Raw genomic sequence first — 26,615 nt, forward strand, 5'->3', positions numbered from 1 at the left:
AAAAAAAGAAAACATGGCAAAAGCAAATGTAAAAGACCTTCTAGAGGCTGGCGTACACTTCGGTCACATGACTAGAAAGTGGAACCCAAATATGGCTCCATACATTTTCATGGAGAAAAACGGTATTCACATCGTAGATTTACATAAAACAGCAGTTAAATTGGACGAAGCTTGTAACGCTTTAGAAAAAATAACTTCTGCAGGTAAAAAAGTTCTTTTCGTAGCGACTAAAAAGCAAGCGAAAGAAGTTGTTGCTAAACATGCAGCAGAACTTAACATGCCTTACATCACAGAAAGATGGCCAGGTGGTATGTTGACGAACTTCGTAACTATCAGAAAAGCGGTTAAGAAAATGAACGCTATCGATAAAATGAAGAAAGATGGTACTTTCGAAACTTTATCTAAAAAAGAAAGATTGCAAGTTGATCGTCAAAGAGCTAACCTTGAGAAGAACTTAGGTTCTATCTCTGACATGGTGCGTCTTCCGTCTGCTATCTTCGTAGTAGATATTATGAGAGAACACATCGCTGTTACAGAAGCTAAAAAATTAGGTATTCCAGTTTTCGGTATCGTTGATACTAACTCTGATCCTAGAAAAGTTGACTTCGTTATCCCAGGAAACGATGATGCTTCTAAAGCTATCGATATGGTACTTTCTGTAGTATCAGAATCTATCAAAGAAGGACAATCTCAAAGAAAAGCTGAGAAAGAAAAATCTAAAGAAGAAGGGGAGAAGGCTACAGCAGAAAAAGATGCTGACTTCGAAGCTTAATCAACAGATTAATCGAAATAAAAAAAGGTTCAGAATTTATTCTGAACCTTTTTTGTTTTTTATATTTTTAAATAAAACTAGCTTTTGTTGGTGCTTCTATTTAATGTAATGATAATGCCTTTAGAAATGCTTTTTGAAGATTCGTATGGTGCATCGCAGACATTAGATTTCAATTTGTAATCACCTTTTTCAACAACGATGCTTTTGTCAGAATTAGCTGGAATAGCAAGGTTATATGCTTTAGGGCCGTCAAGGGTTAATATCATGTCACAAATGCTTTTATTTTGGATTAAAACAACAGATGTGCTCTCGTTGGGATTGGGATCTTTAAAGAGCTCATTTAGCACTTGTACAGTATTTTGCTTTTCATTCGCTTTTGCCTCTTCCATTAGTTTATTAAAAAGCGCACGATCAAGCGTGTTGGTTTTAGGATTAGATGGAAGATCTGTCACTATTGGTCTAGCAGCCATCGGTACACCTTGTCCACTCTTCATCCACGCTGCATTTTTTAATGCCACCAATTTTCTCTTCAAAAAAAGTCGGTATTGATCGTCTTTATGAGCTGTTTGCAAGTAATTCTCAATTTCTTTGATGTCTGTACTTTGCGTGATGTGGTACTTCTTGCCAGAGGATGAGGTGGTGGCAGAACTACATGATGCTAATAAGGCAAGCCCTATAGCACAGATGATTTTATTCATAGGTTACTTAATTCGAAATCTGATATAGGTTATAGTTTTTCCTTTTGCTGAGAATAATTGCTCGTAATAAGTCTGTATTTCTCTTAGAAGTGGTGTTCCTGGTTCGTACTCTGGTGCACCATAGATATCGTGATGAGCTGTGATAATATCGTGTCCTGCGCCTTGCAAATAACCTAATGTATATCCATGTAAAAATTCTGAATCTGTTTTTAGATGAACAACACCTTCTTTCTTCATGATTTTTTTATAACGATCAAGGAAGTCAGGATGGGTAAGACGATGTTTTGTACGTCTGTATTTTATTTGTGGATCTGGGAAAGTAATCCAAATTTCGTCAACTTCATTTTCTGCAAAGAAGTGTTCAATCAATTCGATTTGGGTTCTTAAAAAAGCAACATTATTCATTCCTGATGTATGAGCTTCTTTTGCCCCAAACCAAAAACGAGCGCCTTTTATGTCAATACCAATAAAGTTTTTTTCGGGAAAAGCTTTGGCTAATCCAACACTGTATTCACCTTTTCCGCAGCCGAGTTCTAGGACAATAGGATTATCATTTTTAAAAACGTCCTTTCTCCAATTTCCTTTTAGTGGATAATTGTTAAGTGCTTCCTCGCGGGTTGGTTGAAAGACGTTAGGTAATACTTTATTCTCTTCGAATCTTGCGATTTTATTCTTGCCCATTCTTAAAATTAGGGTGCAAAAATAATGATTTAATTATTAATTATTGATTAAAAATTAGGTGAAATTAAGGATTTGCATCCGCCATATGAGAATTTCGCAGACGTCTTTGATAAACTGGAAGATAACGTTCGATATAAGGCTTCACCGCTTCGTAATTACCAGCTTCTGTCAAATAAGAAATATTGTCTGAACTATAGATGAATTGCAAGAAATTTGGGATGAATTCTTTAGGAATTTTTAAACGTGTAAAATAGTCGTCGCCAAAATACTTCTGGATACCACTTATGCTTTTTTCCATCTTTTCGTATTCATAAAGGCGCTTTTTCTTTTTCGCTTCTCCAGATAACATATCGTAAAGACTGCTTATGCTAAGGCTGTATCCGCCATCGCGGAAGCCTAGCAACGACTCTTGAGGCGAGGTGCCATCACCCTTCGGCGCAGGTAGTCCAATAACTTTTCGAAGTTCGTAAGACTTGTCCGTACTTTTGAGACTTGTCACATCTTTTCTCAAATTTCCGCTGGCTTTAAAGGCCGATACAACAACTTCTTGTATTTCGTAGTAGGCGATGCTCAACTCAACGAAGTTTTTATTTAATGCTAATAATTCGTTGGTTAAAGTGATGTCTTTTCGATCGGTGATAATTGAGGTGAATCTAATGACGTCGCCACTTTTTGCAGGAATACTAAAATTTCCGTTATAATCTGCCAAAACCGTGTTCTGTGTATTAAGATTGGTTACATAAAACTGATTAAGAAAAAGATTGGAATGATCTCTCAAATAGATTTCTCCATTGTAAGTTTGAGCTTTTAGAGAAAAGCTAAATATCGTGATAAAAAGTAGTAAAAGTTGTTTCATTTCGAGAAGCAAAAGTATTGAGAATTTTCCCTATTTGTTGTGTTTATGATAAGTAAAAAGGGTTAAAGTTATATTAAACTTTAACCCAGAATTGTTAATTTGTTATAATTAAATTTTTAGTGATAGATTTTTTAATTGTTTTTAAGTAAAATCCAACCTTTTTGCTGAGTTGGCGAAGGTGCACCAAGATCTGTCCATTCCAAAATGTACCAGTAAGTGTCATTTGGTAGCGGTTTACCATTAAGCTTTCCGTCCCAGATGTAATCTTTTTTCTCTGCAGAATCGTATACTTTTTTGCCGTATCTATCGATAATGATAAACTTAGCATCCGTTTTTGATTTTAATTCAGAATAATCAACATAATCATTTCGACCGTCGCCATTTGGCGTAATGGTATTCTGTATTTTGAGAATACTAAAGTTTGCCGTTGTTGGGGCACAATTACTAGACGTTTTTACCGATACCGTATAGAGGCCAGGTGTGCTAACATCCGGAAAAACATTTTTGATACTAAACGGGCTGTAATATGACGGCCCTTCGAGTGCATATTCGTATGGAGGAACACCACCTTCTGCTTTTACTGTAACCGTTGTACCATCAATAATTATAGCTGTAATTTTTGCCGATTCAGCTTGAGTTACTTTAACTGGTTGAGAATATTTACAGCCGTTTTGAGCTTCAAGAACCACAACATAATTTCCTATTGAAGCATTGTAAGTTTCCTGATCCCAAATTGGTGTATTAAGATCTTCCGCTTTGTACCAAACATGACTTCTGAAACCCGAACCAACTTTTAATTCAACCGTTGTACCGCTACAAATCGATTCGTCTTTAAGTTCTGTTGAAGCTTCAGGACGATTGATGTTTATCGTTAATTCTGCTAAAACAGGGCATAAGCCAGTTGATGACGAAATACGCAGATAATAAGTTTTAGAATTTGTAAATGTTAAATCTGAACTTGTTACAATATCGTTGTTATTTTGAGCACCAGATTTTGAGTTGTGATAAGTAAAATTTAAACTTTGATCAGTTGTAAAGTTAATTCTGTAATTATCAAGATTAGCAACAGTGTATTTTCCGTCCAGATCACCACATTCTGGAATCGTTTCTTTATCTTTTAATAACGAAATTTTAGGGCCGACTTTTAAGGTGATTTGTGCTGAAACTTCTGCGCAATACTTTGGTTTTACTTTTATCCAAACATCAACAGTCTCATTTGCAAAAGACCAATTGTCAGTTGTAATTTGATATGAAGTCGTCATTGCTGCATTTGTATAATATTTAATATCATCAAAATGCGAACTGTTTGTAAGGATATAGGGTGTCACATCTGTTGAGAATGTTACATCTGCTTTGCCATCAAGATTAAGGTCACAAAAAGTTCTTGTTAATTTAGCTGGATCCAAGTCTGGCACTGGTTCGCCGATAACTTCCACAATATCAGATTTTATTGGACAAGGTGCAGTTGTAGATTTAACAATGACAAAATATTTACCAGGTTTAACAGGGATTGTTCTACTGTTAATAATCATCGTGCTAGGATCATTGTCATTATACCATTCCCATGAAGTGTAGCCTGCTCCTGCATCTAGAGTATAAGTCGAAGTCCCATCGTTACAAATGCTGTAAGGCGCACCTGCGAAAGTTGGCTTAGGAGGACTTTGACGCGTTAACTCTAATTTGAAGATTCTTGCACAGAATGCTGGTGCCTTCCAAACTCTAAAGTAGAAAGTGTTAACGCCATCTGCAATACTAAGCATTGTTGGATTATTAACTGTTATGCCATCTACATTATTTTGAGCATCAGAAAGGGATTTGTAATAAGTTCCACTTAATCCTGTTTCGTTAGTGAATTTACTTAGATAATCGTAAGCGTTAACATCATTACAAACATTTTCTTAATAGGTCTCGGTTCCGCCAGTTGCATCTGGAATTTGGTTGCCAATTTTTAATTCAACTTCTTTGATGACAAGATCGCAGTCAGATTCTACACGAACCCAAATTTTATTATTGCCAGCAGTGAAAACATAAGGTGTGTTTTTTGGTAATGTGTTACTCGTTGTTGGTAAGTTTGCGTCCGGTTGTGTTCTAAAATAATTATATGTAAAACCAGCTTTATCAGCCAAAATACTATTGGTGACCTCTTCAAGGTCTGCTTGGTAATTGCCATCTAGTTTGTTATCCTCTTCGTCACAATGTTGCTTTGCGTAGTTTTCAGGTTTAACATCTGGTTCTGACATAATTTTTAAAGTCACTTTTCTGACAACATGACAACCTAAAGTATTTTCAATTCTTGCATAGACGATTGTGCCATCTAAAGCAGGATATGGACTTGAAATTTCTTCTAATGCAATTTGGTTTTCTGCTCCAGTTGGCGATATATAGTATCTTACACTTTTGAAATTTGGCTCAGATGTGTAATTGGTTTCTGTTAAATCGAAATTAGCAGAATTTGTAGTCGAGCATTCTCCAACGGTCGTGTCTGTTGCAATAATTTGGTTAATAATAATTGTATGTTTAACCTTTTCTGTCACTGTTCCGGAAGCGTTGGAAATATTGTATTCTATTTCGTCCGATTCACCTGTAACATCTGCTTTTGGCTTATAGATGAAACTTTCGCCGTTAAGAGCCACTTCTACTTCTCCTTTACTAGGTTGTTTTGTAATGTTAATGCTTTTAACATCTTCGCCTGTATTGTATTTAAAACTTGGGGTGAAGGTTTGCACGCCACAGATACTGTCTGTGACTTCTTTTTTGCAATTTTCAAATTTATAAGGCAAAGTTTCTTCAGGATCACAAGAACCTTCTGTTATACGACATTTGTATGTTCCAGGTTTTTTTGGATTAAAAATGTGAGGACTTGCAGGATCTGTTAGGTCAGTCGCAGGATCATCAACATTGAACCATTCATAGCTTCTATAGCCTTGTGGAAGTTCTAAAATAGCGTATGGAATGCATGCTTTCTCATCAACATTGACAATTAACGGTATTCTAGTGAAACCTGCAAAAAATCCACCGTAACCAACATTAGAATCTCCTGCCGAAATACCAGCAGTTACCGCTTTGGTAGACTCAACTGAGATATTGCCTGTAACATTTAGTATCGAATAAGTGCCCCAGTCATTTGCACCAGAAACAGGTTTTAAATCTGAAGGATTAATAGTTTGAATAATAGTAGCGCCATTTTTTACTATAACCGTAGCACCTTGTTGCGTAATGATGTTTAGTTTGGTAGTATAAGATTTTGGACCAATCTTGTCAATATCAGAAATTTCATCAATAACTTTTGGAAGATAGCAACTAATCGGTGGAATAAAATTCATCCCACCAGTGGAGACGGCTTTTACTCCAGGAGTGTCGTTTTCTACACCAGCCATTAATTGGTAGACATATATTTTCTTTTTGTCCTTTGCTTTGATGTATAGATTGTAATGATCGCTACCTTGAGGTTTGTATTTCGTATCGTCTATTCTGAAATGGTCTCCTGGATTAGCAAGTGTTGCAATTGGTGATGTTTCATTATTAACGTAGATTTCGGTATTTGGCTGGGTAGCGACTAGAATAGCGCCTTCCATATCGTTGCCAATTTTACCATAACCTTTAACGATAATAAATTCGTCGCCTAGTTTATCAGTTGGTACTGATTGATCCATCAGAATGTCAGATCCATCTCCACTAAATGCAATTTTTGACTGTTGCCCATTGAAGTTACCATTGGTCACCGAAATAGGTTTGTCCGATGTTACATGTGCACCTGTAAAAGCATCTAGGTTACTAGGATTACTAAGACTTTTTCCTTGCAAGATATAAGATTGTCCTCTGTTAAGCGTTACCGTGTATGAAGCCTGTGTAGGAACATTATTAAAAACTAAAGGTTTTTTGAATCCATCTATTTTTACAACTGTATTGTCTTGCGTTGCAATAACACTCGTCATAAAATTGAGATTAGTATCACTATAGTTATTGGGTGAAACAACAGTGTAAAAATCTTGACCTAAAGCCGCTGCACCTTTAGAGGTTAAAATCTCCGCATGTGCATCAACACCAAATCTGAAGTTTGCAAAAAAAGGAAAGTCAGCTCTAACATAAAGTCCCATGGTGTTAGCTTTTCCTAAAGCTGCATTATCTTTCGTGATCATATATTGACGATCGATGCCAATAGTAGCTGGACTACCTTTTTTGATATTGGCTTGATAGATTAACTTATTATTGTTGTAGACATATACCGTAAACTCTGTTCCAGAATTTGTTGATAAATGTAAAAACTGAGTTAGCGGACTTGTGTTACCTTGATCATCGAACATCGGCGCAAACCAATGTTCTCTATCAAATTGTGCGGAAAACTGTGTGAAAAAAAATAGAAGTATAAACGCCGATAAAAACCTTTTCATTAAAATAATACTTATGCTAACAAATGTAACGATAAAATGGCAAAAGTATTATGGATAAAAGGCTTTTTAACTAAAACTTATTCGAGTTTTATTAATAATTTTTCAATAGAATCCAACTTTTTAATTGTTGTGATTTTCCAGAGGTTGGCTCTATCCAATCTGCAACATACCAATAGGTACCAGTCGGTAAAACACGACCGTTTTGTTTACCATCCCAAATAAATTGGTTGGCAGAATTACCTTCAAACACTAAAACACCGTTTCGATTATAAACTTTAAAATGTGCTTCGGTTTTATTTAATAATTCAGAAAGATTGATAACATCGTTTTTACCATCGGCATTTGGGCTGATGACATTGGCAATATTGACTACCGAAAAATCTCTAGATACAAGCCCACAATCATCATTTGATTTGACGTAGATCGTATGGTTACCAAGCGACACATTTGTGAATGTTGGCGAATCTTGGAAGTTGCCAGGAAATGTGTTGTCATCCAATGAATATTTGTAAGGCGCTGTGCCACCTATAGCTTTAACAGTCACGGTTGATCCATTAATATCGATAGCATCGATAATAGCAGTTGGCGCTTCCTTGACTTCGACAGTTTGTGTATAAAAGCAAGCATTGTAACCAAGTTTTACGGTGTATACGCCAACTGGTATATTTTCAATTTTTTGAGTGGTAGCATTGGTTTGTGTTATGGGGTCTTTAAAACTCCATTCGTACGATGTAAAGAAAGTGCTTGGGCTAGGACCTTCGCCAGCATCTAAAGTTGTCGTTGTATTTTTACAGATTGTAACTTCTTTTGGCATATCAGATTTTGCGGGTTGCTTTAGAATAAATTTTATTTCTTCAACATCAGGACAAAATCCTATTTGGTTATAGCGAATGTAATACTTGTTTTGTGAGGTTGATGTTAGAAGGACTTTAGTATTATTAAGTACATTATTTTGCTTTTTTGCGTCGTCTTCGGTTTTATAAAATTGAGGTATTCCTTCTATGTTATCAGCGATGTCTTTATAATAATCCAAAAGGTCAATTTCTTTAGAACCTTCAAGTTTATCATCACAAATTGGAATATCCGAATGAGGCTTCGGTGTGCTGTTCAAATTTTTAGAGAATGTTATCTCTTTCGTAACTGGATCACAATTTCCAGGTTTCACCCAAATCCAGACACTTTTGGAATCCGTAGTAAAACTTATTTTATTAATTGGAACTTCGGTCGGATTGTTCGTATTTATTGGCTCATTTTCATAATACCTAATTTGAAAATTAGGATGGCTGTCAAGAATCTGTTTCGTGTTATCATCATCCAAATTCACATTATAGATGTTGTCAAAATCTTCATCACAAACTTTAAAAGTTGTATTCTTGAAATTAGGCATCGTTTGCCCTTCAATGTTAATTTGCCCTTTAATACTGCAAGTGCCATTAAGTTCAATTTCCACCTCGTAATGTCCAGCATCTTCATAGTTAACAAGATAGGTGGGGAAGTTACCTGACAAAATCTGAACTCCATCTTTGTACCATGTATAATTGGTTGCTCCAACTTCGGTTGCGTCAATTGTTCTACTGGTGCCTTCGCAAAGTGCATTGCCATTATTTTCTGTCCAGTCAGGCCCTAAATCTTTATTTCCAAAACTTCTACCTTTTAAAAAAACCGCTGAATCGTATTTGCCCGTTGTATCACCATGATCAGCAATAACAAGTTTTATGCTGTATTTTACACCAACTTCAACATTTGCAATTGCTTTTAAGATTTTTGTTTCTCCATTGAAATTATGCGTAGGATAGTAGGGTTTGTCGTAGGCATTAAAAGAACCAAAATATTGAACATTGCTGGGGCATTTTTCAGCACCGTTTATTGTTTTAGAAGTAACAGGGATATTTGTTCCTGGTACGACAGCTATATTTTTGTAATGCTCAGAGTTGTCCGCTTTTTTTATTAAAAAAGCAAAAGCATCAGAATAATCACAATTATCTGGTCGATATTCTTCTGACAAGAACATATAATCAAAAGCAATACTGTTTTTATTATAAGATGTAAAATCAAATTCTAGAACAGTTGCATTTAATAGATGATCAGTAGGTAAACCTGCATTGGTCAACATTTCGAAAAGATCGGGATCTGATAACCAACTGGAGTCTCCTTCGCTTTGTATGTAGGAGTTGGGACCTGCCGCAGCTCTAGCTCTTCCCGTTGATAAGATAATACCATCTTTAATAGGAAAGTCAGAAGTAGCTTTGTTAAAATATCCCCAACTTTTATCTCCATTGCTAAATTCTTTTCCAGATACGCGAATATTGTCAACAGCAATACAACTTTGATTGTTCCCCACAAAAATATCTTTAACGAGTTGGTCTGGCGTATATGAAGTTGTATTAATACTAATACTTTGGGCATTTGATGAAAAATATCCAAATATTATTAGATTAAAAAATAAAAGTTTATGGAGTAGATTTTTACACATTTTTTGCTTTCCGATTTTCTTGTTGAGAATTCGGGGCAACAAAATTACAATATTTAATATTGTTAAATTCTTTAATGCTAATAAAATAATTTTAAAACAAAATAAAAATCCCAAGCTCGTAAAAACTTGGGATTCTAAATAAAAATATGAAAATGATTTAGCGTAAAATTTGTGTCGAAACTAGGCAAGCGCGCATTTTTTCGTAAGTACGTTTGATGTCGTTGTCCAGTCCAATAGAAAAGCGGATAAGTCCGTCCGACAGCCTCATGCTTTTTCTTTCCTCTTCTGGTATTTCTGATGAGGTCGAACTTCCAGATGCAGAAAATAATGTTTTATAAAATCCAAGACTTACAGCAAGATAACCAAGGTTTTCGTATTGCATCATTTCCATGACTTCGTTGGCTTTTTGGGTTGTGCCAACATCGAGCGTCAACAGTCCGCCATAGCCATATTCTTCGCGCATCATCGATTTGTAAAGCTGATGATCTTTATGAGATTTAAGACCTGGATATTTAACAACCAAGCCATCTTTTTCGAACATTTCGGCAAGATAAAGTGCATTGTGGCTATGTTGCTTCATTCGGATATGAAGTGTTCTTAGGTTTTTAAGAATATTGGCAGCACGCAAACTGTCCATGGTCGGACCAAGAAGCATACAAGCACCAGTATTGACATTTTTAAGATCGTTGATAAAATCTTGCGTTCCACAAATAACACCGCCAACTGTATCGCTACTTCCGTTAATGAATTTTGTTAAACTATGGATAACCACATCAGCGCCTAATTCTTTAGGAGAAATACATAACGGAGAAAAGGTATTGTCAACAACTAGTTTTAGATTGTGTTTTTTTGCAATTTGCGATAAAGCTGCGATGTCAGCAACTTCCAAAAGCGGATTGCTAACAGATTCGCAATACAATACTTTTGTGTTTTGAGTAATGGCTGCCTCCAACAAATCCAATTTTGTAATATCAACAAAACTTGTATTAATATTATAATCTGGAAGAAAATTCTTCATGAATGCATAAGTCCCGCCGTAGATTGTTCTACTCGATACAATATGATCGTTTGATTTGCAAAGTTGCATTAATACCGACGTTATCGCACCCATTCCCGACGCGGTTACATTAGCAGCTTCTGTTGCTTCCATTTGCGCAAGAGCTTCTCCCAAGTACAAATTGCTAGGAGAGGAGTGGCGAGAATATAGATAACATCCATCTGTATTGCCTTCGAAGGTGTCAAACATCGTTTTGGCTGATAAAAATGTATACGTCGAACTATCAGAAATGGAAGGATTAACGCCTCCAAATTCCCCAAAGTATTGTAAATCTTGAATGTTGTTAGCTGGATCGAATGTGTTCACGTTGATTATTTTATACAAATATTGCAGAAAGTATTAATTATTACAAGCTGTTGATTAATATTTGGATAATATTACAATCTTTGTATTGTTTGTTAGATTTTATTGCGTAAATTTGATTTGAAACTATCTACTTAATAGAAAATTTTATGAATCTCGACGATACTGACAAAAAACTTTTGATGCTTCTACAAGAAGATTCAAAAATGACAACTAAAGAAGTTGCTAATCAACTTAATCTTTCTGCAACTGCAGTGTACGAAAGAATTAGGAAGCTTGAGAAGAACAAAGTTATCAAAAAATATGTTGCATTAATTGATAAAGAATTGGTTAATCGAGATTTTGTCGTTTTGTGTCACATCAAATTGACGCAGCACAAAAAAGAGTATTTGCAAGAGTTTGAAAAAGAAATTTTGGAATTACAAGAAGTGATGGATTGTTTCCATGTGAGTGGAGATTTTGATTACATTCTAAAAATCGGCGTTGCTAATATTAAAGAATATCGAAGTTTTATAGTTAACAAGTTGACCGTTGTCAAACATATCGGAAGTTCTCACAGTGCTTTTGTTATTGGCGAAGTCAAATCAACAACAGCGGTTTCTATCATATAAAAAAAACCAGTCAATTAATTGACTGGTTTTTATGTTCTAGTAAATTAATTGATTTTTTTACATTATAAATTTTAATTACTATTTTTCAATAATAAATAATTTGTAAACTGAAATGTTTGTTGTGTTTTTGGCTCTTCCCACTGGATAATGTACCAATAGGTGTCTGTAGGTAAAGATTTGCCATTTAGTTTGCCATCCCAAGTGTATTTTTGCCCGTTAGATTTGTATACTTCCAAACCATATCGATTAAAAATCTGAATAGAGAAGTTGTTTTTGTATTTCATCTCACTATAATCCAAAATATCATTGTAACCATCTGCATTTGGTGTAATAACATTAAGAAGTTGCGTAATCATAAAGTCTTGGCTTGCTTTAGTACATTTATCAGAAGATAGAACATATACTGTGTTAAGTCCGATTGGTAAATTGTTGAATACATTATTATCTTGGAAATCAATAAATTCTTTCGAGTTTTCGATCGCATATTGATACGGAGGTAGGCCGCCTGTCGCATTTATAGTCGCAGATCTTCCATTAATCTGAATCGAAATCACAGGAGGTGTATAGGTTTTTAGTGATAATTCTCCAATACGATAGCAACCTGCCGCATTTGAGACTTTGACATAAATAATTGTATTGGGTGAAGATTTATAATTGTTTAATTCTGATGATGGAATTTCGTTGCTTAGATTTTTGTCTGTAAAATATTCAAATTTTGTTATAGTAGGGTCTGTACTTGTTGTTTCAAAATCTTTTAAATTATAAGTTGCAAGTCCAGAGCTGTCAACACAAGAAAAAATCTCTTTATTCTCAACTTTAATTTGGGTTAAATTAATTGTAACTGTCACTTCTTCCGAATCTGGAAAACTTCCATATCCCTCAAAATAATATGTGAAAGTAACCTTTTCTAATGTGCTATTCTCTGCTTCGAAATGTATATTTCCTAGATTATCAATGTAAGCTTTACCTTCTTCAGGATCCTTGGTTATTTTAGTTTTAATAATGTCGATAGGAGCTCCTATTTTTTTTGAAAATTTTGGGGTAATTGGTGGGGACAGACTTTCGCAAAAACTTAGTGTGTAAGATTGTGGTGGTCCAACTACTGTACAGCTTTTATATAGAAAAACATCTGAAAATAGAAATGTCGAGCAAGCTTGCTTTATGACTTTACATTTATAGTAGCCATAGACGCCTAATGGATCTAAGCGATTACTAGTCTCTGCTAATTTTGTCCAATTTATTTGATCTGGAGAGTAGTACCATTCATATTCGTCATAATTATCTTGAACTTCTAAATATTTAAAATCATCGCAATCTCCCACACCAGTAATGTATGGCTCGACGTTGAAACCAGCGAAATAGCCACCATAACCGATTGATCCATTACCAGCCGCAATACCAAATGTAACTGCTTTTTTATTATCAGTAGAGACGGTAATTGTACCAGTTACGTGATAAGAAGTATAAGCTTCCCAATCATTATTTCCAGATATTGGGAAAGGACCATTGATATTTGCTTTAGAATCGTTTAAGAAAACATTGGCGCCCTTCTGTGTGATGATATTTAGTTTTACATCATTGTCAACATAGTTTCCATTGCTATCCATAGTTAGGTTTTCGTTAATGCTAGCTATTTCGTCAATTTTACTGGGTAATAGACATGATAGGGGAGGGATGATGCTCATTGCGCCAGAACTGATATCAGAAATAGGGCTTCCCGCTAAAATTTGATATACATAGGCTGGTTTTGATGTTTTTACATATAAAGAATATACGTTATTGACAGGGTCAGAAGGTTTGTAATTAAGACTTTTTACAAATTGAAAAGAACCTGCTTTTGGTAAAATGAAATCAGGTGTTCCTGTTTTGTTGTCATTTAGAAAAACTTCGGTATTATCCTCCGATGCAACGATTAAAGTTTTTTCCATGACAGATGCGTCTGCAATACTGCCATATCCACTCATAAGGATATACTCCGTTCCGATTTTTTCAACGGGAATGGTTTGATCCATGAAAATGTCATTATAATAATCTCTTCCTTGGTTTAGACCTGCTAAGAAATTTCCACATGTGACACTAATTGGTTTGTCACTTTGTACTTTTGCGCCGATTAGCCCATCAAAGCTGGCATTATTAGCATTGATATTATCAACTTCGTAAATGTAAGATTCTCCTTTATTTAATAATATAGTTTTTTGCGCAGTATTTGGTGTTTTATCGTTTGTGAAAACTAAACTTGGCTCATAATTTGAAAGTGTGACAGTAGTATTGTCTTCTGTAGCGAGAATTGATGCGATATTATTACTATATCTGACTTTACCCTTTTGCATACCTAAAAAAAATGTCTTTCCAAGGGCTGAACGTCCTTTGGATGTAACCATTTCTGCTTCTTCAGGAATTGAAAACCGCAAGTTTGCGTAGAAATTGCCATCACCAACGAGATGTACACCTTTGTTTAGAACTTTCATTTTCTCATCATTGTTTTCAACGATGATTTGGCTTTTATCCCAATCGTAAAAGAATTGAGGGTCTCCTTTCTTAATAGTTATAGTTCCGAGTAATTTATTCCCTCCATAGATCTTAATATTTACAGGTATTATACTATTAGTAGATAAGTAGATTAACTGAGAACCTTTTCCATTTGCTGGTGTATTGCTAGCCATTGGCGCAAACCAATGTTCTGAATCCATTTGTGAAAAACAGAACAAAGAAAATAAAAATAGTAATAATGTAGCAAACCGTTTTGCCATGAAATATTTTTTTTGGTGCAAGATATAAAAAAAACCAGTCAATTAATTGACTGGTTTTTATGTTTTTAAAGATTTAATCTAAGATTATAGGCTAACTCTTACGAATCCTACAACTTTAAGATCACTGTTAACTGACTTTACATAATCAGCTACTGACATACCACCATCTTTGATGAATGCTTGGTGTACCAAAGTGTTGTCTTTGTAGAATTTCTGCATTTTACCTTTAAGGATGTTATCGATAATGTTAGCAGGTTTACCTTCTTTAGTTAAGATATCTCTTTCGATTTCTAATTCTTTGTCGATAGTTTCTTGAGAAACTTGAGTCTCGTCAAGTGCGATAGGATTCATCGCAGCAACTTGCATAGATACAGCTTTTGCAGCTTCTTCAGCGCCATCTACGTTTGCAGAAAGCGCAGTGATAGCAGCGATTTTGTTACCAGCGTGGATATAAGCACCTACGAAAGGACCTTCGATTCTTTCGAAAGCACCGATTTCGATTTTTTCTCCGATAACACCAGTTTGCTCGATTAATTTATCAGCAACAGTAATACCGTGGAAATCTGTAGCCAATAATTCTTCTTTAGAAGCAGCTGTGATAGCCATTTCAGCCAATTCGTAAGCTAACTCTACGAAAGCTTCGTTTTTAGCAACGAAGTCAGTCTCACAGTTAAGAGAGATAATAGCACCTAACGTGTTATCTTCGTTAACTCTAGCGATTACAGCACCTTCTGTTGACTCTCTGTCAGCTCTATTAGCGGCAACTTTTTGTCCTTTTTTTCTTAAGATTTCGATAGCTTTTTCGAAGTCACCTTCTGCTTCTACTAATGCTTTTTTGCAGTCCATCATACCTGCTCCTGTTGTGTTTCTTAGCTTTGCTACGTCTGCTGCTACTGGTGTATACATATTTGTAATGATTTTTTAAATTTTAAAAAAAAGTGATATATTTAATCGATTTTTTTTGCGTGGCAAATATACTAAAATATCCACAAACTAAAAAGATAGAATCTACGTTAAATAATTGTAAATGTAATTTTGTGATCCATGAAGAAAATAGTTTTACTTGTTATGATTGCGGTTTCAGGAATGTATTATGCGCAGGTAAGTGTATTTGCAGCGATGAATTCTAATGACCCTAATGTGGTGCAATCTTTTATAACGGCGAATCCCAAGCATCCAAAAGTTCCGGAATTAAAAAAGAAACTTCAAGGTATGCGATATACAGTTGTAAGTAGTTCGGGCTCTGGTAACGATACAGAAGCAAAACCTAAAGTTTCTAAACTGACAACTAATAAACTTGAAAAAAATATTAGCAAGTCGAAAACATCAGAAAGTGCGGAGAAAACAGCAGCTATTTTGACGAACTTATTTAATGATAATAAATATTCTAAAGAAGCAGTTTTACAAATCGTAAACAGATCTTCTTGTGAGTTAGTGGTAAAAGTTGCAGGGAAAAAGAAATATTACAATCTGAATGTACCGTCTAAAAATCAAAATTATATCCTTATCGAAAAAGGAAATTATAACTTAACAACTTCTATTTGTGGCGCTTCGTATACTTCTAATAAAAGTATTACCGCAAGTACAATTATTACACTTGGTAATAAATAATTAAAATTAATTTTAAAAATCAATAAAAAAACGCTTCAAATTTTTGAAGCGTTTTTATTTTTTTATCCTTTGAATTCTCCCATATCGATAAACTTCTCTTGACGATCTTTCATTAGTCGATCTCCCGATTGTTTTGATAAAGTTTTGATGTCTTTAAGAATCACTTCTTTAACATTTTCAAAAGTTTGTTTTGGATCATAATGCGCTCCTCCAAGTGGTTCGGGGATAATAGCATCGATCAATTTTTCTTTTAACATGTCAGGCGCTGTCAACTTCATTGTAGCGGCTGCAGTTTCTTTATATTCCCAACTTCTCCAAAGAATTGCTGAACAGTTTTCTGGCGAAATAACAGAATACCAAGTGTTTTCTAACATATAGACACGGTTACCAACACCAATGCCTAATGCACCTCCCGAAGCGCCTTCTCCAATAATAATGGTGATAATTGGCGTTTTCATTTGGCACATTTCCAAAATATTTCTTGCAATTGCTTCACCTTGTCCACGCTCTTCAGCTTCTAGACCAGGATAAGCGCCCGGCGTATCTACTAATGTCACAATCGGAATGTTAAACTTCTCCGCCAACTTCATAAGACGCAAAGCTTTACGGTAACCTTCAGGGTTAGACATTCCAAAACGACGATGTTGTCTTTCTTTGGTTGTTCTACCTTTTTGAGTCCCGATAATCATCACACTTTCACCGTTTATTTTGATAAGTCCGCCAATCATGGCAGGATCATCACCAAAGTTGCGGTCGCCGTGTAACTCCACAAAGCTATCTTCGTCAGCAATCCCTTTGATATAGTCCAAAGTGTATGGTCTGTCTGGGTGACGAGATAGTTGCACACGTTGCCAAGGCGTTAGGTTTCCGTATATTTTTTTCTTGGTAGCAAGAATTTTATCTTCAATCTTTTTGCAAGATTCTTTAACATCTACACCGCTTTCTTCACCTACTAGAGCACATTTGTCATATTGCTCCATAAGGTCTTTTACCGGTTGTTCAAAATCTAAATATTCCATTGTTTGTATAAGAATTCAATCTTCAAAAATAGCGTTTTTTTATAACATCTAAATTTTTTCGAAAACGAAATGTATTATTTTATGTTAGAAATAGCATTTTTAAGTCTCAAAATACTTTCTTCTTTTCCAAGAATTGAAAGAATATCTGGTACATCTGGTCCTTTTAATTCTCCAACTAATGATAAACGAAGTGGCATCATCACTTTGCCCATTCCGAGGCTTTTTGCTTCTGCAAAATCGTGAATGCCTTGTTTTAAGGTTTCTGGTTCAAAGTTTAAAGTTTGAAGTTGATCAGCTAATTCTTGCATTAACTTCCCTGTTTCTTCGTTCCATGCTTTTTTGCTTGCTTTTTCGTCGTAAGACGTTGGCGCTTCGAAGAAAAATTTGCTATCGTTGTAAATATCTTTAATGAAACTTGCTCTTTCCTTCATCAAAGAAACAATTTTCAACAAAGTATCATCATTTAAACTTGAATTTTTAACTTCATCCAATTCTTTGAACAATTCTAAAACTTCAGCATCTGATTTTTTTAATAAATATTCGTGATTGAACCAAACTGCTTTTTCAGGATTAAATCTAGCACCTGCTTTGTGAACTTTGTGAAGATCAAATTCAGAAATCATTTCATCCATTGTTAAGATTTCTCTATCATTGGCAGGACTCCAACCCAACAAAGCAACCATATTGATGAACGCATCTGGGAAATAGCCTGATTCTTTGTATCCTTTCCAAACATCACCACTTTCGGGATCTTTGAAATCCATCGGGAACACAGGGAAACCAAATTTAGCGCCATCTCTTTTGCTCAATTTTCCTTTACCTTCAGGCTTTAAAATCAATGATAAATGTGCAAATTGCGGAGCTTCCCAACCCATTGCTTCATACAATAAAACGTGAAGTCCCATAGACGGTAACCATTCTTCACCACGAATAACGTGAGAAATTTTCATTTCGTGATCGTCGATAATGTTGGCAAAATGGTAAGTTGGCATTCCGTCATTTTTCACCAAAACTTTATCATCTAAAGTATCAGTATTTACACTGAAATTTCCACGAATGATGTCTTCCATATTCAGTTGACGACCAACTGGCATTTTGAAACGCACAACATACGGAACGCCGTCTGATTTTAGTTTTTCCACTTCTTCATTAGAAAGTGTCAAACTATTTTTCATACGATTTCTCGTGAAATTGTTGTAAGCAAAAACTTCACCTTTCGCTTCAAATTCAGAACGAATCGCATCCAATTCTTCTGGCGTATCAAAAGCAATGTAAGCGTAATCTGTCTTTAAAATTTGCTCTGTATATTTATCGTAAATATCGCGTCTTTCTGACTGGCGATAAGGTCCGTAAGGTCCACCATGGATTGGACTTTCATCAGGGATTAATCCGCACCATTCCAGAGATTTCATAATGTAATCTTCAGCACCTTCCACGTATCTCGCCGTATCGGTATCTTCAATTCTTAATACAAAATCGCCTCCGTTATGTTTAGCGAAAAGATAATCATATAATGCAGTTCTTACACCACCCAAATGCAAAGCACCTGTAGGACTTGGCGCAAAACGGACTCTTACTCTTTCCATTGTTTGAAAAATTTAGAGTGCAAATTTACGAAAAATGAAGAGATTATGTTAATTTTAGCTAAGTTTGTATGATGACAAAAGTAGAAAAGCACAATAAAATTTTATTTTATATAAAAGGCTACTCAACGCAGTTTCTTCCAAAACAAAATCTTGAAAAAAAAATTAATGCTCTTCGTAAAACTTTGAGTAATAGAGATTTGGAGGTTGCTGAATATCGCGTTGACTACTATAATAAATTGTCAGAAAAACAAAAAGTTACACATTCTGGGACACAGATTAAAGATCTAAAACATCCTAAAACACCCAAGTCGTACTATTTTGATACTTACGAATACGCACGCTATTTCGATGAGAATCTTTTGATTGATTACGCCTTTGGTGATGTTAACACGATTTTGCCAATCCCAATGATTACAAAAAGTCGCCCGATTGCAGGAAATAACGAGAATAATATTCTTTTAAACCTCGATAAAGCGAGACATTTTGTGTCGGTCAATGATTCTAAAAGTTTTGATTCTAAAACCAATAAATTAATTGGTAGAGCAGCGGTTCATCAGCAACATCGCATTGATTTTTTTAATCAATATTTTGAAAATCCACTTTGTGATCTTGGACAAGTTAACAAAAGTGGAGGCGACCAAAAATGGTTGAAACCTAAAATATCGATTGACGAACATTTAAAAAATAAATTTGTTCTGAGTCTTGAAGGTAACGATGTAGCAACCAATCTTAAATGGATAATGTGCTCTAACTCCTTAGCAGTAACGCCAAAGTTAAAAATGGAAACTTGGTATATGGAAGGAACTTTGATCCCGAATGAGCACTATGTGCAAATTGCAGATAACTACTCGGACCTCGAAGAAAGACTACAATATTATATAGATCATCCAAATGAAGCTAAATTAATTATTGAAAATGCAAAAGAATTTAGAGCGAAATTTAGCAACCAAAATTTAGAAGATTTAATTGCACTTTTGGTTTTGAAGAAGTATTTTAATTTAGTATAAGAAATTAGAAGGTAGAATTTATGAAGTTTTGGAATATAAAAAAACAGTTTAAAAAACTTAAAAAAGATATTAAGTTTAAAAAAACTTTTAAATCAATTGATGCTAGCTTAAAAGAAATTTCTTTTTTTGAAAATAATTCGTTTAGTTTTGAGGAAAGCTCCGATCCGAAAGTAAGTATTATTATTCCAGTTTACAATCAAATACATTACACTTTAAATTGTTTATACTCGATTTTTCAAAATGAAGATCATATTCCAAAAGAAATAATTGTAGTTAACGATTGCAGTACAGATGATACCGCTGCAATAATCTCTAAAATTAAAGGTGTAAAACTAATTAACAATCAAGAAAATTTAGGTTTTCTTAAAAGTGTAAATAAAGCAATTCAATACGCTGAAGGAGAATTCGTCTACCTTCTAAATAATGACACAAAAGTTCAAAAAAATTATCTTTCAGTACTTTTAGAAGTTTTTTCTGAACAAAAAAATGTTGGAGCAGTTGGCTCTAAATTAATTTTCAGCAATAGTACTTTACAAGAAGCTGGTTGTTTGGTTTTCAAAAATGAAATCATTGTAAATCGCGGTGCAACGCAATCTATTGACGCACCTCAATTCAGTTTTATAAGAAAAGTAGATTACGCTTCTGGTTGCAGTTTACTTTTTAAAAGAAAAGATGCTGAAGGAAACCTAAATCTTTTTGATGAAGTTTTTGCACCCGCTTATTATGAGGAAAATGACTTGTGCATGACTCTAAAGCATAAGCAAGGCTTAGAAATTTATTATCAGCCGAAATCAGAAATATTACATTTCGAAAATGTTAGTTATCAAAACATAAGTTTGGATAAGAAAAATCTTTTAAATCGTAACTCAAAAATCTTCTATGAAAAATGGACTAACTATCTAAAAACGAATTGGAAAGAAGGGCCTGAAAACTACCGAATCAATGATAATAAAGGTTATGATAAAAGCATTCTTATTGTTGAAGAATATATGCCAAAATTTGATCAAGATTCTGGATCCAATCGTTTCACTGAAATTGTAAAAATATTAATAGCCAATAATCATAAAGTTTATTTACTCATTAAAAATGGAGTTTCGGAAGGGGATTTTGTTTATCTAGATATGTTTCAAAAACTTGGTGTTGAAGTTATAAGAGATTATTTAACTCCAAAAAAAATGATTATCCGTGCGGAAAAGCAGCTTAAACAAATAAGAAAAGCAGTAGATTTCATATGGATTTTCCGTCCAGAAGGTTATGAATATTATTTAGATGTTATTCAGAAAATTGGTTTTGATGCCAAAATAATCTATGATATGGTAGATCTGCACTATTTGCGATTTGACCGAGAAAAAGACTTTTTCACCAAAACAAGGAGAAGACAAAAGAGAGAAAAAGAAGTTCGTGAACTAGAGCAAAAAGCGCTTCAAAATGCCGATGTAATTGTTGCAATTAGCGAACAAGAAAAAGAAATTTTAATAAATGAAGGTTTCAAAAAAGATAATATTTTTATCGTAAGTAATATACATAGTGTTAAAACTAATATTACTCAAAAGCCTTTCTCGGAACGTGATGGATTGGTTTTTATTGGCGGTTTCAACCATAAACCTAATATTGATTCGGTTATTTATCTCCATCATGACATAATGCCGCTCGTTTGGAAAGAAAATAAAGATATCAAAGTTTACATTATTGGTGGAAGTGTTCCAGATGAAATAAAAGCTTTACATTCTCCGCAGTTTCAAATTTTGGGCTACCAACAAGAAATTGATGACTATTTTACGACAGCAAAAGCCTTTGTCGCACCTTTACGATACGGCGCAGGTGTGAAAGGGAAAATAGGACAAGCTTTGGAGTATCAGATTCCTGTAATTTCGACCACAATTGGAGTTGAAGGTATGAAATTAAAACCCAACGTAAATGCTTTAGTTGTTGAAATATCAGATCCAGAAGCCTTTGCAAAAAATATTTTAGAAATTTACACTAATGAAGAAAAATGGAATAATCTTCATAAAAATAGCGAAGACGGTTTAAGCTATTTTTCCATTAAAAAACAAGACGAAAACATCAAAGAAATTTTTGAATATTTAATTAAATAAACAATGATTATAAAAGCTGGATTTCTAATCTCTTATGATTATGAATATTTGAAAATTGCACTTCCATTAATATATTCTTGTGATGACATTAGTGAAATTTACCTTGCAATAGATCAAAATTTTAAAACGTGGAATGGTGAAGACTTTACAATTCCAGATTCTTTTTTTCAGTGGATAAAAGATTTTGATTCCAAAAAGAAAATTACCATTTATAGAGATAACTTTTATGTGTCAGAACTTTCAACAATAGATTGCGATACCAGAGAAAGACGAATGCTTTCCGAACGTATGGGAAAATGCGATTGGTATATTCAAATAGATTCTGATGAATATATTATTGATATCCAAAATTTCGTTAATAAGCTTAAACAGATTTCCAAAGAAATGCCAGGAAAAGAACTTTCTGTAGCTGGTAAAATTGTGATGCTTTTTAAAGAAAACGGAGATGAGTTGTATGTTGTAAATCCTATTAAAGAATTAATTTGGCTAGCAACTAATGCACCTGCCTATCAATATGCAAGAGCTAATCTAGAGCAAGAATTAGTAAAAACCGATACTTTAGTTGTCCATCAATCTTGGGCAAGAAGTGAGGCAGAAATTAGCCAAAAAATTAGAAATTGGGGACACATGAAGGACTTTGATGTTAATCAGTTTTATGAAAACTGGCGAGTTCTAGATAAAACTAATTACAAAAACTGGAAAAACTTTCATCCACTTACACCAAATGAATGGCAAAGTGTTTCAAGAATTAAAGGATATCAAATTAAAGAATTTAATAAACTTTCAGAATTTCAAATGAAAACTGTAGTTAAGTATCCTTTCTTAAGCGGATTTATGAAACTATTGGGGTAAATTTATATCTATTCGAGGTTTGTAATCTAACACATTTTTTATCCAATTTTCGAACGAGTATTTTTCAATTAGTTCAGAATCAGAATTAACGATTGAGCTGGAAAGGAAATCGCGTAACACTTCAGACGTGATCGAAGAATCGTAAACCAAAATATTTTCTGGTTTATACAAGTCATATTTTGTGATTTCAGCGTTCGTCGTAATTAGTTTCTTGTGCATTCCCAAAGCTTCAAAAACTCGAAGTGACAAACCTTTATGTCTTGGATTGTAAAAGTCAACAAAAGTTTTCGCACTCTGCCCACGTCGATAAGCGTCTTCAAAACTAATTTTTTCCGTAATGTAATGTAGATTTGGAATATTGCGATGTATTTTCTTGACTTCTTCTAAATTATCAACGAATATTTCAAAACGAATTTTAAGATGACAATCATTAATTTTTCTTAGAAAATCAAGTATAAAATCCATTCGAGAATCGGTATAAACACCAATAAAATACAGATCCAAATTTTCGTCCTGCTTTTTAGAACTAAAAATATCTTGATTAAAATAAAAATTTGTAATCCCTAAACTTTTTTCAACACCAACATCTTGAGGATCAAACACAAAAAACCGATCGAACAATGGAATTAAATTTTTTACTTTTGGAAAAACATTTAGCCCATCCCACTGGTACCCAACCAATAGTTTAGATTTAGATTTTATCGATTTTATAACACTTTCTGGGTAAAGATCTGGACGAATGAGAAGTGCAAAATCAACATTGTTTACAACATTAATTCTATTAGAGATTGTATTTTTTTGATGTTGAAACTTGAGTTCTTGTTTATAATTTTTATTTCCTAAAAATGTTTTTTGAATTAAATTTTGAAGCTTTTCACCAAAGTTTTTATAAGAAAAATGTTCATCATCAAAGCTGATATCAATAACTTTGAAACCCATTAATTCTAGATTTTTGATAACTAGTTTGTAAATACCATATCTTTTTGGCATTCCAAAAAAAATGGTTTTATTTTCAAATACTTTGTTGATAGCCATTTTTACAAGTAACAATTTTTTCTTCAACTACTTTTTCGTAGGTTGAGAAGTTCGTTTGTTCGTTTTTACGATCAAAATAATCATGATGAAGATGATAGCAAATTGCACGCATTTTTATTCGTCTTTGCTTTACACCAAGGTTATTGAGACGTGCAGCCAATTCGATATCTTCATGTCCCCAACCAGACATATCGTTGTTGTAACCGTTAACCGAAATGAAATCTTTACGCCAAAATGAAAAGTTACAACCTTTTACATTATTGGATTTAAAATGGTCTTTTCTAAAAAAGTTTGCCATCAAAGGAAATCGAGTCGCATTGATTTTATTTTTCACATTTTTGGAAACCCAATCCATGCGAAGTTCTTTTTCTGCTAAAATTTTATGGGTATTTTCTTCTGAAATTAAAGACCGAGAGCCATTTAAAAAGAAACCTTTTTGCTTCTCAGAAATATGATCTTTAATAAAGTTTTTATCTAAAATAATATCACCATCTATCTGAACAATATAATCGGCATCCGTTCCTGCAACAGCTTTGTTCATGATAATTGTTTTGCGAAAACCATCATCTTCTTGCCAAAAATGCTTAATAGGAATTTTGCTTTTTTGCTTCCAATCTTCGATTAAAGTTTTGGTTTCTTCTTTTGATCCGTCATCCGCAATCAAAATTTCATTCGGCTTCAACGTTTGATTTTGAACGGATTGTAAAACCTTATCCAATGCAGAAGGCCAATTGTAAGTTGATATTAATAAAGCGAATTTCATGATTTAAAGATACTGATTGATTCCGTTTTCGCAGAACTTAACGCCGTTTTTCTTGGCATCTTCGAAAATTTGTTCATTCTTTTTCAAATTTTCTTTTGCATTAATTGGATGATGAATGTGAAAAACCAAACCTCCCATTTTCAGAAAACGTTTTTCTTTTCCAGCATTTAGAAGCCTTGCAACAAATTCTTTATCTTCTGGTCCCCAACCTTTAAAATCTTCGTTGTAACCATTAACTTCAATCGCATCATCACGCCAAAAAGCCATATTACAACCATGAATTTCCCAACGTTCGTCGCCCGTGTTTTTATAATTAGTTTCAAATTTTTTCCATAAAAGAGGAATTCGAAACGAACTAAAAAAATTGGTAATCCCTTTTGCAAAAGGATTTATTTTAATGTTTTGCGTCCTCAGTTTTTCAGAAGAAAGTTCGTCATTAATATAAATTCGACTAGCGCGAACAAAAGAATTTTTCTTCGCAAATGCCTTGTGATCTGCAATAAAATAAGGATGAAGAACCAAATCCCCGTCAATCTGCACAATATAATCTCCCGATGCTTTTGCGATGGCTTTATTCCTAATTTTAGCCAGTTCGAAACCATTGTCTTCATGCCAAATATGAACAATAGGCACTTTTGATATTTTTTGATATTTCTCAACAATCTCTTTTGTAGTTGACTTAGATCCATCATCTGCAATCAAGATTTCATCAGGAAGTATTTTCTGTGCCATTACGCTTTTCAGACAAACATCTAAAGCTTCTGGCCAATTATAAGTGGATATTAAAAGGGACGTTTTCAATAATTATTTATTAAATTCTAGAACTGTTTTCTCGATAATATTTACGCAATCTAATAATTCATCTTTTGTAATAACCAAAGGTGGTGCAAGACGAATGATGTTTCCGTGGGTTGGTTTTGCTAGAAGTCCGTTTTCTTTTAAAGCTACACAAAGATTCCAAGCTGTTGAGCTTTCTGGTGTGTCATTAATTAAAATAGCGTTTAACAAACCTTTTCCACGAACAGCGGTTATTAAATCTGTTTTATGAATTAATTTTTCTATTTCAGAACGGAAAAGTTCTCCCAATTCTTGTGAACGTTCCGATAATTTTTCTTCTTCAACAACATCCAAAGCTGCAACGGCAACCGCACAAGCTAAAGGATTTCCACCAAATGTAGAACCATGTTGTCCAGGTTTAATAACATTCATAATATTATCATTCGCTAAAACCGCTGAGACTGGATACATCCCGCCAGAAAGTGCTTTTCCAAGAATCAAAATATCGGGTTGTACATTTTCGTGATGACAAGCAATTAATTTACCTGTTCTTGCAATTCCCGTTTGAACTTCGTCTGCTATAAAAAGAACATTGTATTTTTTACAAAGTTCAGAAGCGCCTTTCAAGAAACCTTCATCTGGAACATAAACTCCAGCTTCACCTTGAATTGGCTCCGCTAAAAATGCAGCGATATTTTGAGCGTCAGCTTTTAAAGTTTCCTCTAAAGCATCTAAATCATTGTAAGGAATTTTAATAAAACCTGGCGTGAATGGACCGTAATTTTGGTTCGCATCTGGATCATTTGAAAAAGAAACAATCGTAGTTGTTCTTCCGTGGAAGTTGTTTTCGCAAACGATGATTTTTGCAGCATTTTCTGCGATACCTTTTACTTCATAACTCCATTTACGAGCTAATTTAACGGCAGTTTCTACAGCTTCTGCGCCAGAATTCATAGGTAAAACCTTATCGAAACCGAAAAGCGAAGTAATTTTCTTTTCGTATTCTCCTAATTTGTTATTGTAGAAAGCTCTTGACGTTAAAGCCAAAGTTTGCGCTTGATCCGTCAATGCTTTTACAATTTTCGGGTGAGAATGTCCTTGGTTAACCGCTGAATAAGCAGAAAGAAAATCATAGTATTTTTTACCTTCAACATCCCAAACATAGACGCCTTCACCTTTCTCTAAAACCACTGGAAGCGGATGGTAATTGTGAGCGCCGTGCTTTTCTTCTAGTTCTATATAGTAGTTTGAATCTTTATTATTTTCCATATTTATAC

21 protein-coding genes are annotated in these 26,615 nt (G+C 34.1%); 6 read left to right on the plus strand and 15 right to left on the minus strand.

What is annotated here, in order from left to right:
• Window positions 1–13: 13 nt before the first annotated feature.
• On the plus strand, window positions 14–772 hold the full coding sequence (gene rpsB / locus B5X62_RS10290; RefSeq protein ID WP_079667344.1) for a 30S ribosomal protein S2: 759 nt from the start codon (window positions 14–16) through the stop codon (window positions 770–772).
• A gap of 77 nt (window positions 773–849) precedes the next feature.
• Here the strand turns inward: rpsB and B5X62_RS10295 are convergent, their stop codons facing one another.
• From B5X62_RS10295 to B5X62_RS10325, 7 genes are all read right to left on the minus strand, one after another.
• Window positions 850–1,470 carry a DUF6759 domain-containing protein gene (locus B5X62_RS10295; protein ID WP_144038356.1) on the minus strand — a complete coding sequence of 207 codons (621 nt, stop codon included), beginning with the start codon at window positions 1,468–1,470 and terminating at the stop codon, window positions 850–852.
• Window positions 1,471–1,473: 3 nt separating this feature from the next.
• Window positions 1,474–2,151 carry a tRNA (guanosine(46)-N7)-methyltransferase TrmB gene (trmB, locus tag B5X62_RS10300; RefSeq protein WP_079667346.1) on the minus strand — a complete coding sequence of 226 codons (678 nt, stop codon included), beginning with the start codon at window positions 2,149–2,151 and terminating at the stop codon, window positions 1,474–1,476.
• A gap of 64 nt (window positions 2,152–2,215) precedes the next feature.
• Window positions 2,216–3,007, minus strand: a complete 792-nt coding sequence (locus tag B5X62_RS10305; protein WP_079667347.1) for a hypothetical protein — start codon at window positions 3,005–3,007, stop codon at window positions 2,216–2,218.
• Window positions 3,008–3,138: 131 nt separating this feature from the next.
• Window positions 3,139–4,767, minus strand: a complete 1,629-nt coding sequence (locus B5X62_RS10310; RefSeq protein WP_079667348.1) for a T9SS type B sorting domain-containing protein — start codon at window positions 4,765–4,767, stop codon at window positions 3,139–3,141.
• 138 nt (window positions 4,768–4,905) lie between these two features.
• On the minus strand, window positions 4,906–7,398 hold the full coding sequence (locus tag B5X62_RS10315) for an IgGFc-binding protein (protein WP_144038357.1): 2,493 nt from the start codon (window positions 7,396–7,398) through the stop codon (window positions 4,906–4,908).
• Window positions 7,399–7,489: 91 nt separating this feature from the next.
• On the minus strand, window positions 7,490–9,871 hold the full coding sequence (locus B5X62_RS10320) for a choice-of-anchor L domain-containing protein (protein WP_144038358.1): 2,382 nt from the start codon (window positions 9,869–9,871) through the stop codon (window positions 7,490–7,492).
• Window positions 9,872–10,028: 157 nt separating this feature from the next.
• Window positions 10,029–11,234: an aminotransferase class I/II-fold pyridoxal phosphate-dependent enzyme gene (locus B5X62_RS10325; protein ID WP_079667351.1), complete on the minus strand. Its 1,206-nt coding sequence runs from the start codon at window positions 11,232–11,234 to the stop codon at window positions 10,029–10,031.
• A 146-nt stretch (window positions 11,235–11,380) separates the two neighbouring features.
• Here B5X62_RS10325 and B5X62_RS10330 point away from each other — a divergent pair, with 146 nt between their 5' ends.
• Window positions 11,381–11,842 carry an Lrp/AsnC family transcriptional regulator gene (locus B5X62_RS10330; protein ID WP_079667352.1) on the plus strand — a complete coding sequence of 154 codons (462 nt, stop codon included), beginning with the start codon at window positions 11,381–11,383 and terminating at the stop codon, window positions 11,840–11,842.
• Window positions 11,843–11,913: 71 nt separating this feature from the next.
• Here B5X62_RS10330 and B5X62_RS10335 read toward each other — a convergent pair whose 3' ends face one another.
• The gene (locus tag B5X62_RS10335) at window positions 11,914–14,532 is read right to left on the minus strand and encodes a T9SS type B sorting domain-containing protein (protein WP_159447649.1); all 2,619 of its coding nucleotides are present in this window, start codon (window positions 14,530–14,532) and stop codon (window positions 11,914–11,916) included.
• A 144-nt stretch (window positions 14,533–14,676) separates the two neighbouring features.
• The gene (gene tsf / locus B5X62_RS10340; RefSeq protein WP_079667354.1) at window positions 14,677–15,498 is read right to left on the minus strand and encodes a translation elongation factor Ts; all 822 of its coding nucleotides are present in this window, start codon (window positions 15,496–15,498) and stop codon (window positions 14,677–14,679) included.
• A gap of 138 nt (window positions 15,499–15,636) precedes the next feature.
• Here tsf and B5X62_RS10345 point away from each other — a divergent pair, with 138 nt between their 5' ends.
• On the plus strand, window positions 15,637–16,203 hold the full coding sequence (locus B5X62_RS10345) for a DUF6759 domain-containing protein (RefSeq protein WP_079667355.1): 567 nt from the start codon (window positions 15,637–15,639) through the stop codon (window positions 16,201–16,203).
• A 62-nt stretch (window positions 16,204–16,265) separates the two neighbouring features.
• On the opposite strand, the gene B5X62_RS10350 is transcribed toward B5X62_RS10345, so the two are convergent.
• Window positions 16,266–17,222 (minus strand): acetyl-CoA carboxylase carboxyltransferase subunit alpha, encoded by a 957-nt coding sequence (locus tag B5X62_RS10350; RefSeq protein ID WP_079667356.1) that lies wholly within the window; start codon window positions 17,220–17,222, stop codon window positions 16,266–16,268.
• 74 nt (window positions 17,223–17,296) lie between these two features.
• Window positions 17,297–18,808, minus strand: coding sequence for a glutamate--tRNA ligase (gene gltX, locus B5X62_RS10355; protein WP_079667357.1), 1,512 nt, complete (start codon window positions 18,806–18,808; stop codon window positions 17,297–17,299).
• A 68-nt stretch (window positions 18,809–18,876) separates the two neighbouring features.
• On the opposite strand from gltX, the gene B5X62_RS10360 reads away from it, so the two are divergent.
• Genes B5X62_RS10360 through B5X62_RS10370 form a run of 3 tightly spaced genes read left to right on the plus strand, consistent with a single transcriptional unit; the run spans window position 18,877 to window position 22,763 of the window.
• Window positions 18,877–19,815, plus strand: coding sequence for a glycosyltransferase family 90 protein (locus B5X62_RS10360; RefSeq protein ID WP_245797180.1), 939 nt, complete (start codon window positions 18,877–18,879; stop codon window positions 19,813–19,815).
• Between the two features lie 20 nt (window positions 19,816–19,835).
• Complete coding sequence (locus B5X62_RS10365) at window positions 19,836–21,911, plus strand: glycosyltransferase (protein ID WP_079667359.1); 2,076 nt, start codon at window positions 19,836–19,838, stop codon at window positions 21,909–21,911.
• A 3-nt stretch (window positions 21,912–21,914) separates the two neighbouring features.
• Complete coding sequence (locus B5X62_RS10370) at window positions 21,915–22,763, plus strand: hypothetical protein (protein WP_079667360.1); 849 nt, start codon at window positions 21,915–21,917, stop codon at window positions 22,761–22,763.
• On the opposite strand, the gene B5X62_RS10375 is transcribed toward B5X62_RS10370, so the two are convergent.
• Genes B5X62_RS10375 through rocD form a run of 4 tightly spaced genes read right to left on the minus strand, consistent with a single transcriptional unit; the run spans window position 22,752 to window position 26,607 of the window.
• Complete coding sequence (locus B5X62_RS10375) at window positions 22,752–23,798, minus strand: CgeB family protein (protein ID WP_144038359.1); 1,047 nt, start codon at window positions 23,796–23,798, stop codon at window positions 22,752–22,754. The two genes, B5X62_RS10370 and B5X62_RS10375, sit on opposite strands and share 12 nt — an antisense overlap.
• Window positions 23,776–24,561, minus strand: a complete 786-nt coding sequence (locus B5X62_RS10380) for a glycosyltransferase family 2 protein (RefSeq protein WP_079667362.1) — start codon at window positions 24,559–24,561, stop codon at window positions 23,776–23,778. The genes B5X62_RS10375 and B5X62_RS10380 overlap by 23 nt, the downstream gene beginning before the upstream one ends.
• Before the next feature lie 3 nt (window positions 24,562–24,564).
• Window positions 24,565–25,362 carry a glycosyltransferase family 2 protein gene (locus B5X62_RS10385; protein ID WP_079667363.1) on the minus strand — a complete coding sequence of 266 codons (798 nt, stop codon included), beginning with the start codon at window positions 25,360–25,362 and terminating at the stop codon, window positions 24,565–24,567.
• A gap of 3 nt (window positions 25,363–25,365) precedes the next feature.
• On the minus strand, window positions 25,366–26,607 hold the full coding sequence (rocD, locus tag B5X62_RS10390; RefSeq protein WP_079667364.1) for an ornithine--oxo-acid transaminase: 1,242 nt from the start codon (window positions 26,605–26,607) through the stop codon (window positions 25,366–25,368).
• Window positions 26,608–26,615 lie beyond the last annotated feature (8 nt).

Source organism: Soonwooa buanensis, assembly GCF_900167905.1.
In the GTDB taxonomy this organism is placed as follows: domain Bacteria; phylum Bacteroidota; class Bacteroidia; order Flavobacteriales; family Weeksellaceae; genus Soonwooa; species Soonwooa buanensis.

Coding starts and splice junctions, on each gene's coding strand:
- rpsB (WP_079667344.1), top strand. CDS start 14: ATGGCAAAAGCAAATGTAAAAGACCTTCTAGAGGCTGGCGTACACTTC.
- B5X62_RS10295 (WP_144038356.1), bottom strand. CDS start 1,470: ATGAATAAAATCATCTGTGCTATAGGGCTTGCCTTATTAGCATCATGT.
- trmB (WP_079667346.1), bottom strand. CDS start 2,151: ATGGGCAAGAATAAAATCGCAAGATTCGAAGAGAATAAAGTATTACCT.
- B5X62_RS10305 (WP_079667347.1), bottom strand. CDS start 3,007: ATGAAACAACTTTTACTACTTTTTATCACGATATTTAGCTTTTCTCTA.
- B5X62_RS10310 (WP_079667348.1), bottom strand. CDS start 4,767: ATGCTTAGTATTGCAGATGGCGTTAACACTTTCTACTTTAGAGTTTGG.
- B5X62_RS10315 (WP_144038357.1), bottom strand. CDS start 7,398: ATGAAAAGGTTTTTATCGGCGTTTATACTTCTATTTTTTTTCACACAG.
- B5X62_RS10320 (WP_144038358.1), bottom strand. CDS start 9,871: ATGTGTAAAAATCTACTCCATAAACTTTTATTTTTTAATCTAATAATA.
- B5X62_RS10330 (WP_079667352.1), top strand. CDS start 11,381: ATGAATCTCGACGATACTGACAAAAAACTTTTGATGCTTCTACAAGAA.
- B5X62_RS10335 (WP_159447649.1), bottom strand. CDS start 14,532: ATGGATTCAGAACATTGGTTTGCGCCAATGGCTAGCAATACACCAGCA.
- tsf (WP_079667354.1), bottom strand. CDS start 15,498: ATGTATACACCAGTAGCAGCAGACGTAGCAAAGCTAAGAAACACAACA.
- B5X62_RS10345 (WP_079667355.1), top strand. CDS start 15,637: ATGAAGAAAATAGTTTTACTTGTTATGATTGCGGTTTCAGGAATGTAT.
- B5X62_RS10350 (WP_079667356.1), bottom strand. CDS start 17,222: ATGGAATATTTAGATTTTGAACAACCGGTAAAAGACCTTATGGAGCAA.
- gltX (WP_079667357.1), bottom strand. CDS start 18,808: ATGGAAAGAGTAAGAGTCCGTTTTGCGCCAAGTCCTACAGGTGCTTTG.
- B5X62_RS10360 (WP_245797180.1), top strand. CDS start 18,877: ATGATGACAAAAGTAGAAAAGCACAATAAAATTTTATTTTATATAAAA.
- B5X62_RS10365 (WP_079667359.1), top strand. CDS start 19,836: ATGAAGTTTTGGAATATAAAAAAACAGTTTAAAAAACTTAAAAAAGAT.
- B5X62_RS10370 (WP_079667360.1), top strand. CDS start 21,915: ATGATTATAAAAGCTGGATTTCTAATCTCTTATGATTATGAATATTTG.
- B5X62_RS10375 (WP_144038359.1), bottom strand. CDS start 23,798: ATGGCTATCAACAAAGTATTTGAAAATAAAACCATTTTTTTTGGAATG.
- B5X62_RS10380 (WP_079667362.1), bottom strand. CDS start 24,561: ATGAAATTCGCTTTATTAATATCAACTTACAATTGGCCTTCTGCATTG.
- rocD (WP_079667364.1), bottom strand. CDS start 26,607: ATGGAAAATAATAAAGATTCAAACTACTATATAGAACTAGAAGAAAAG.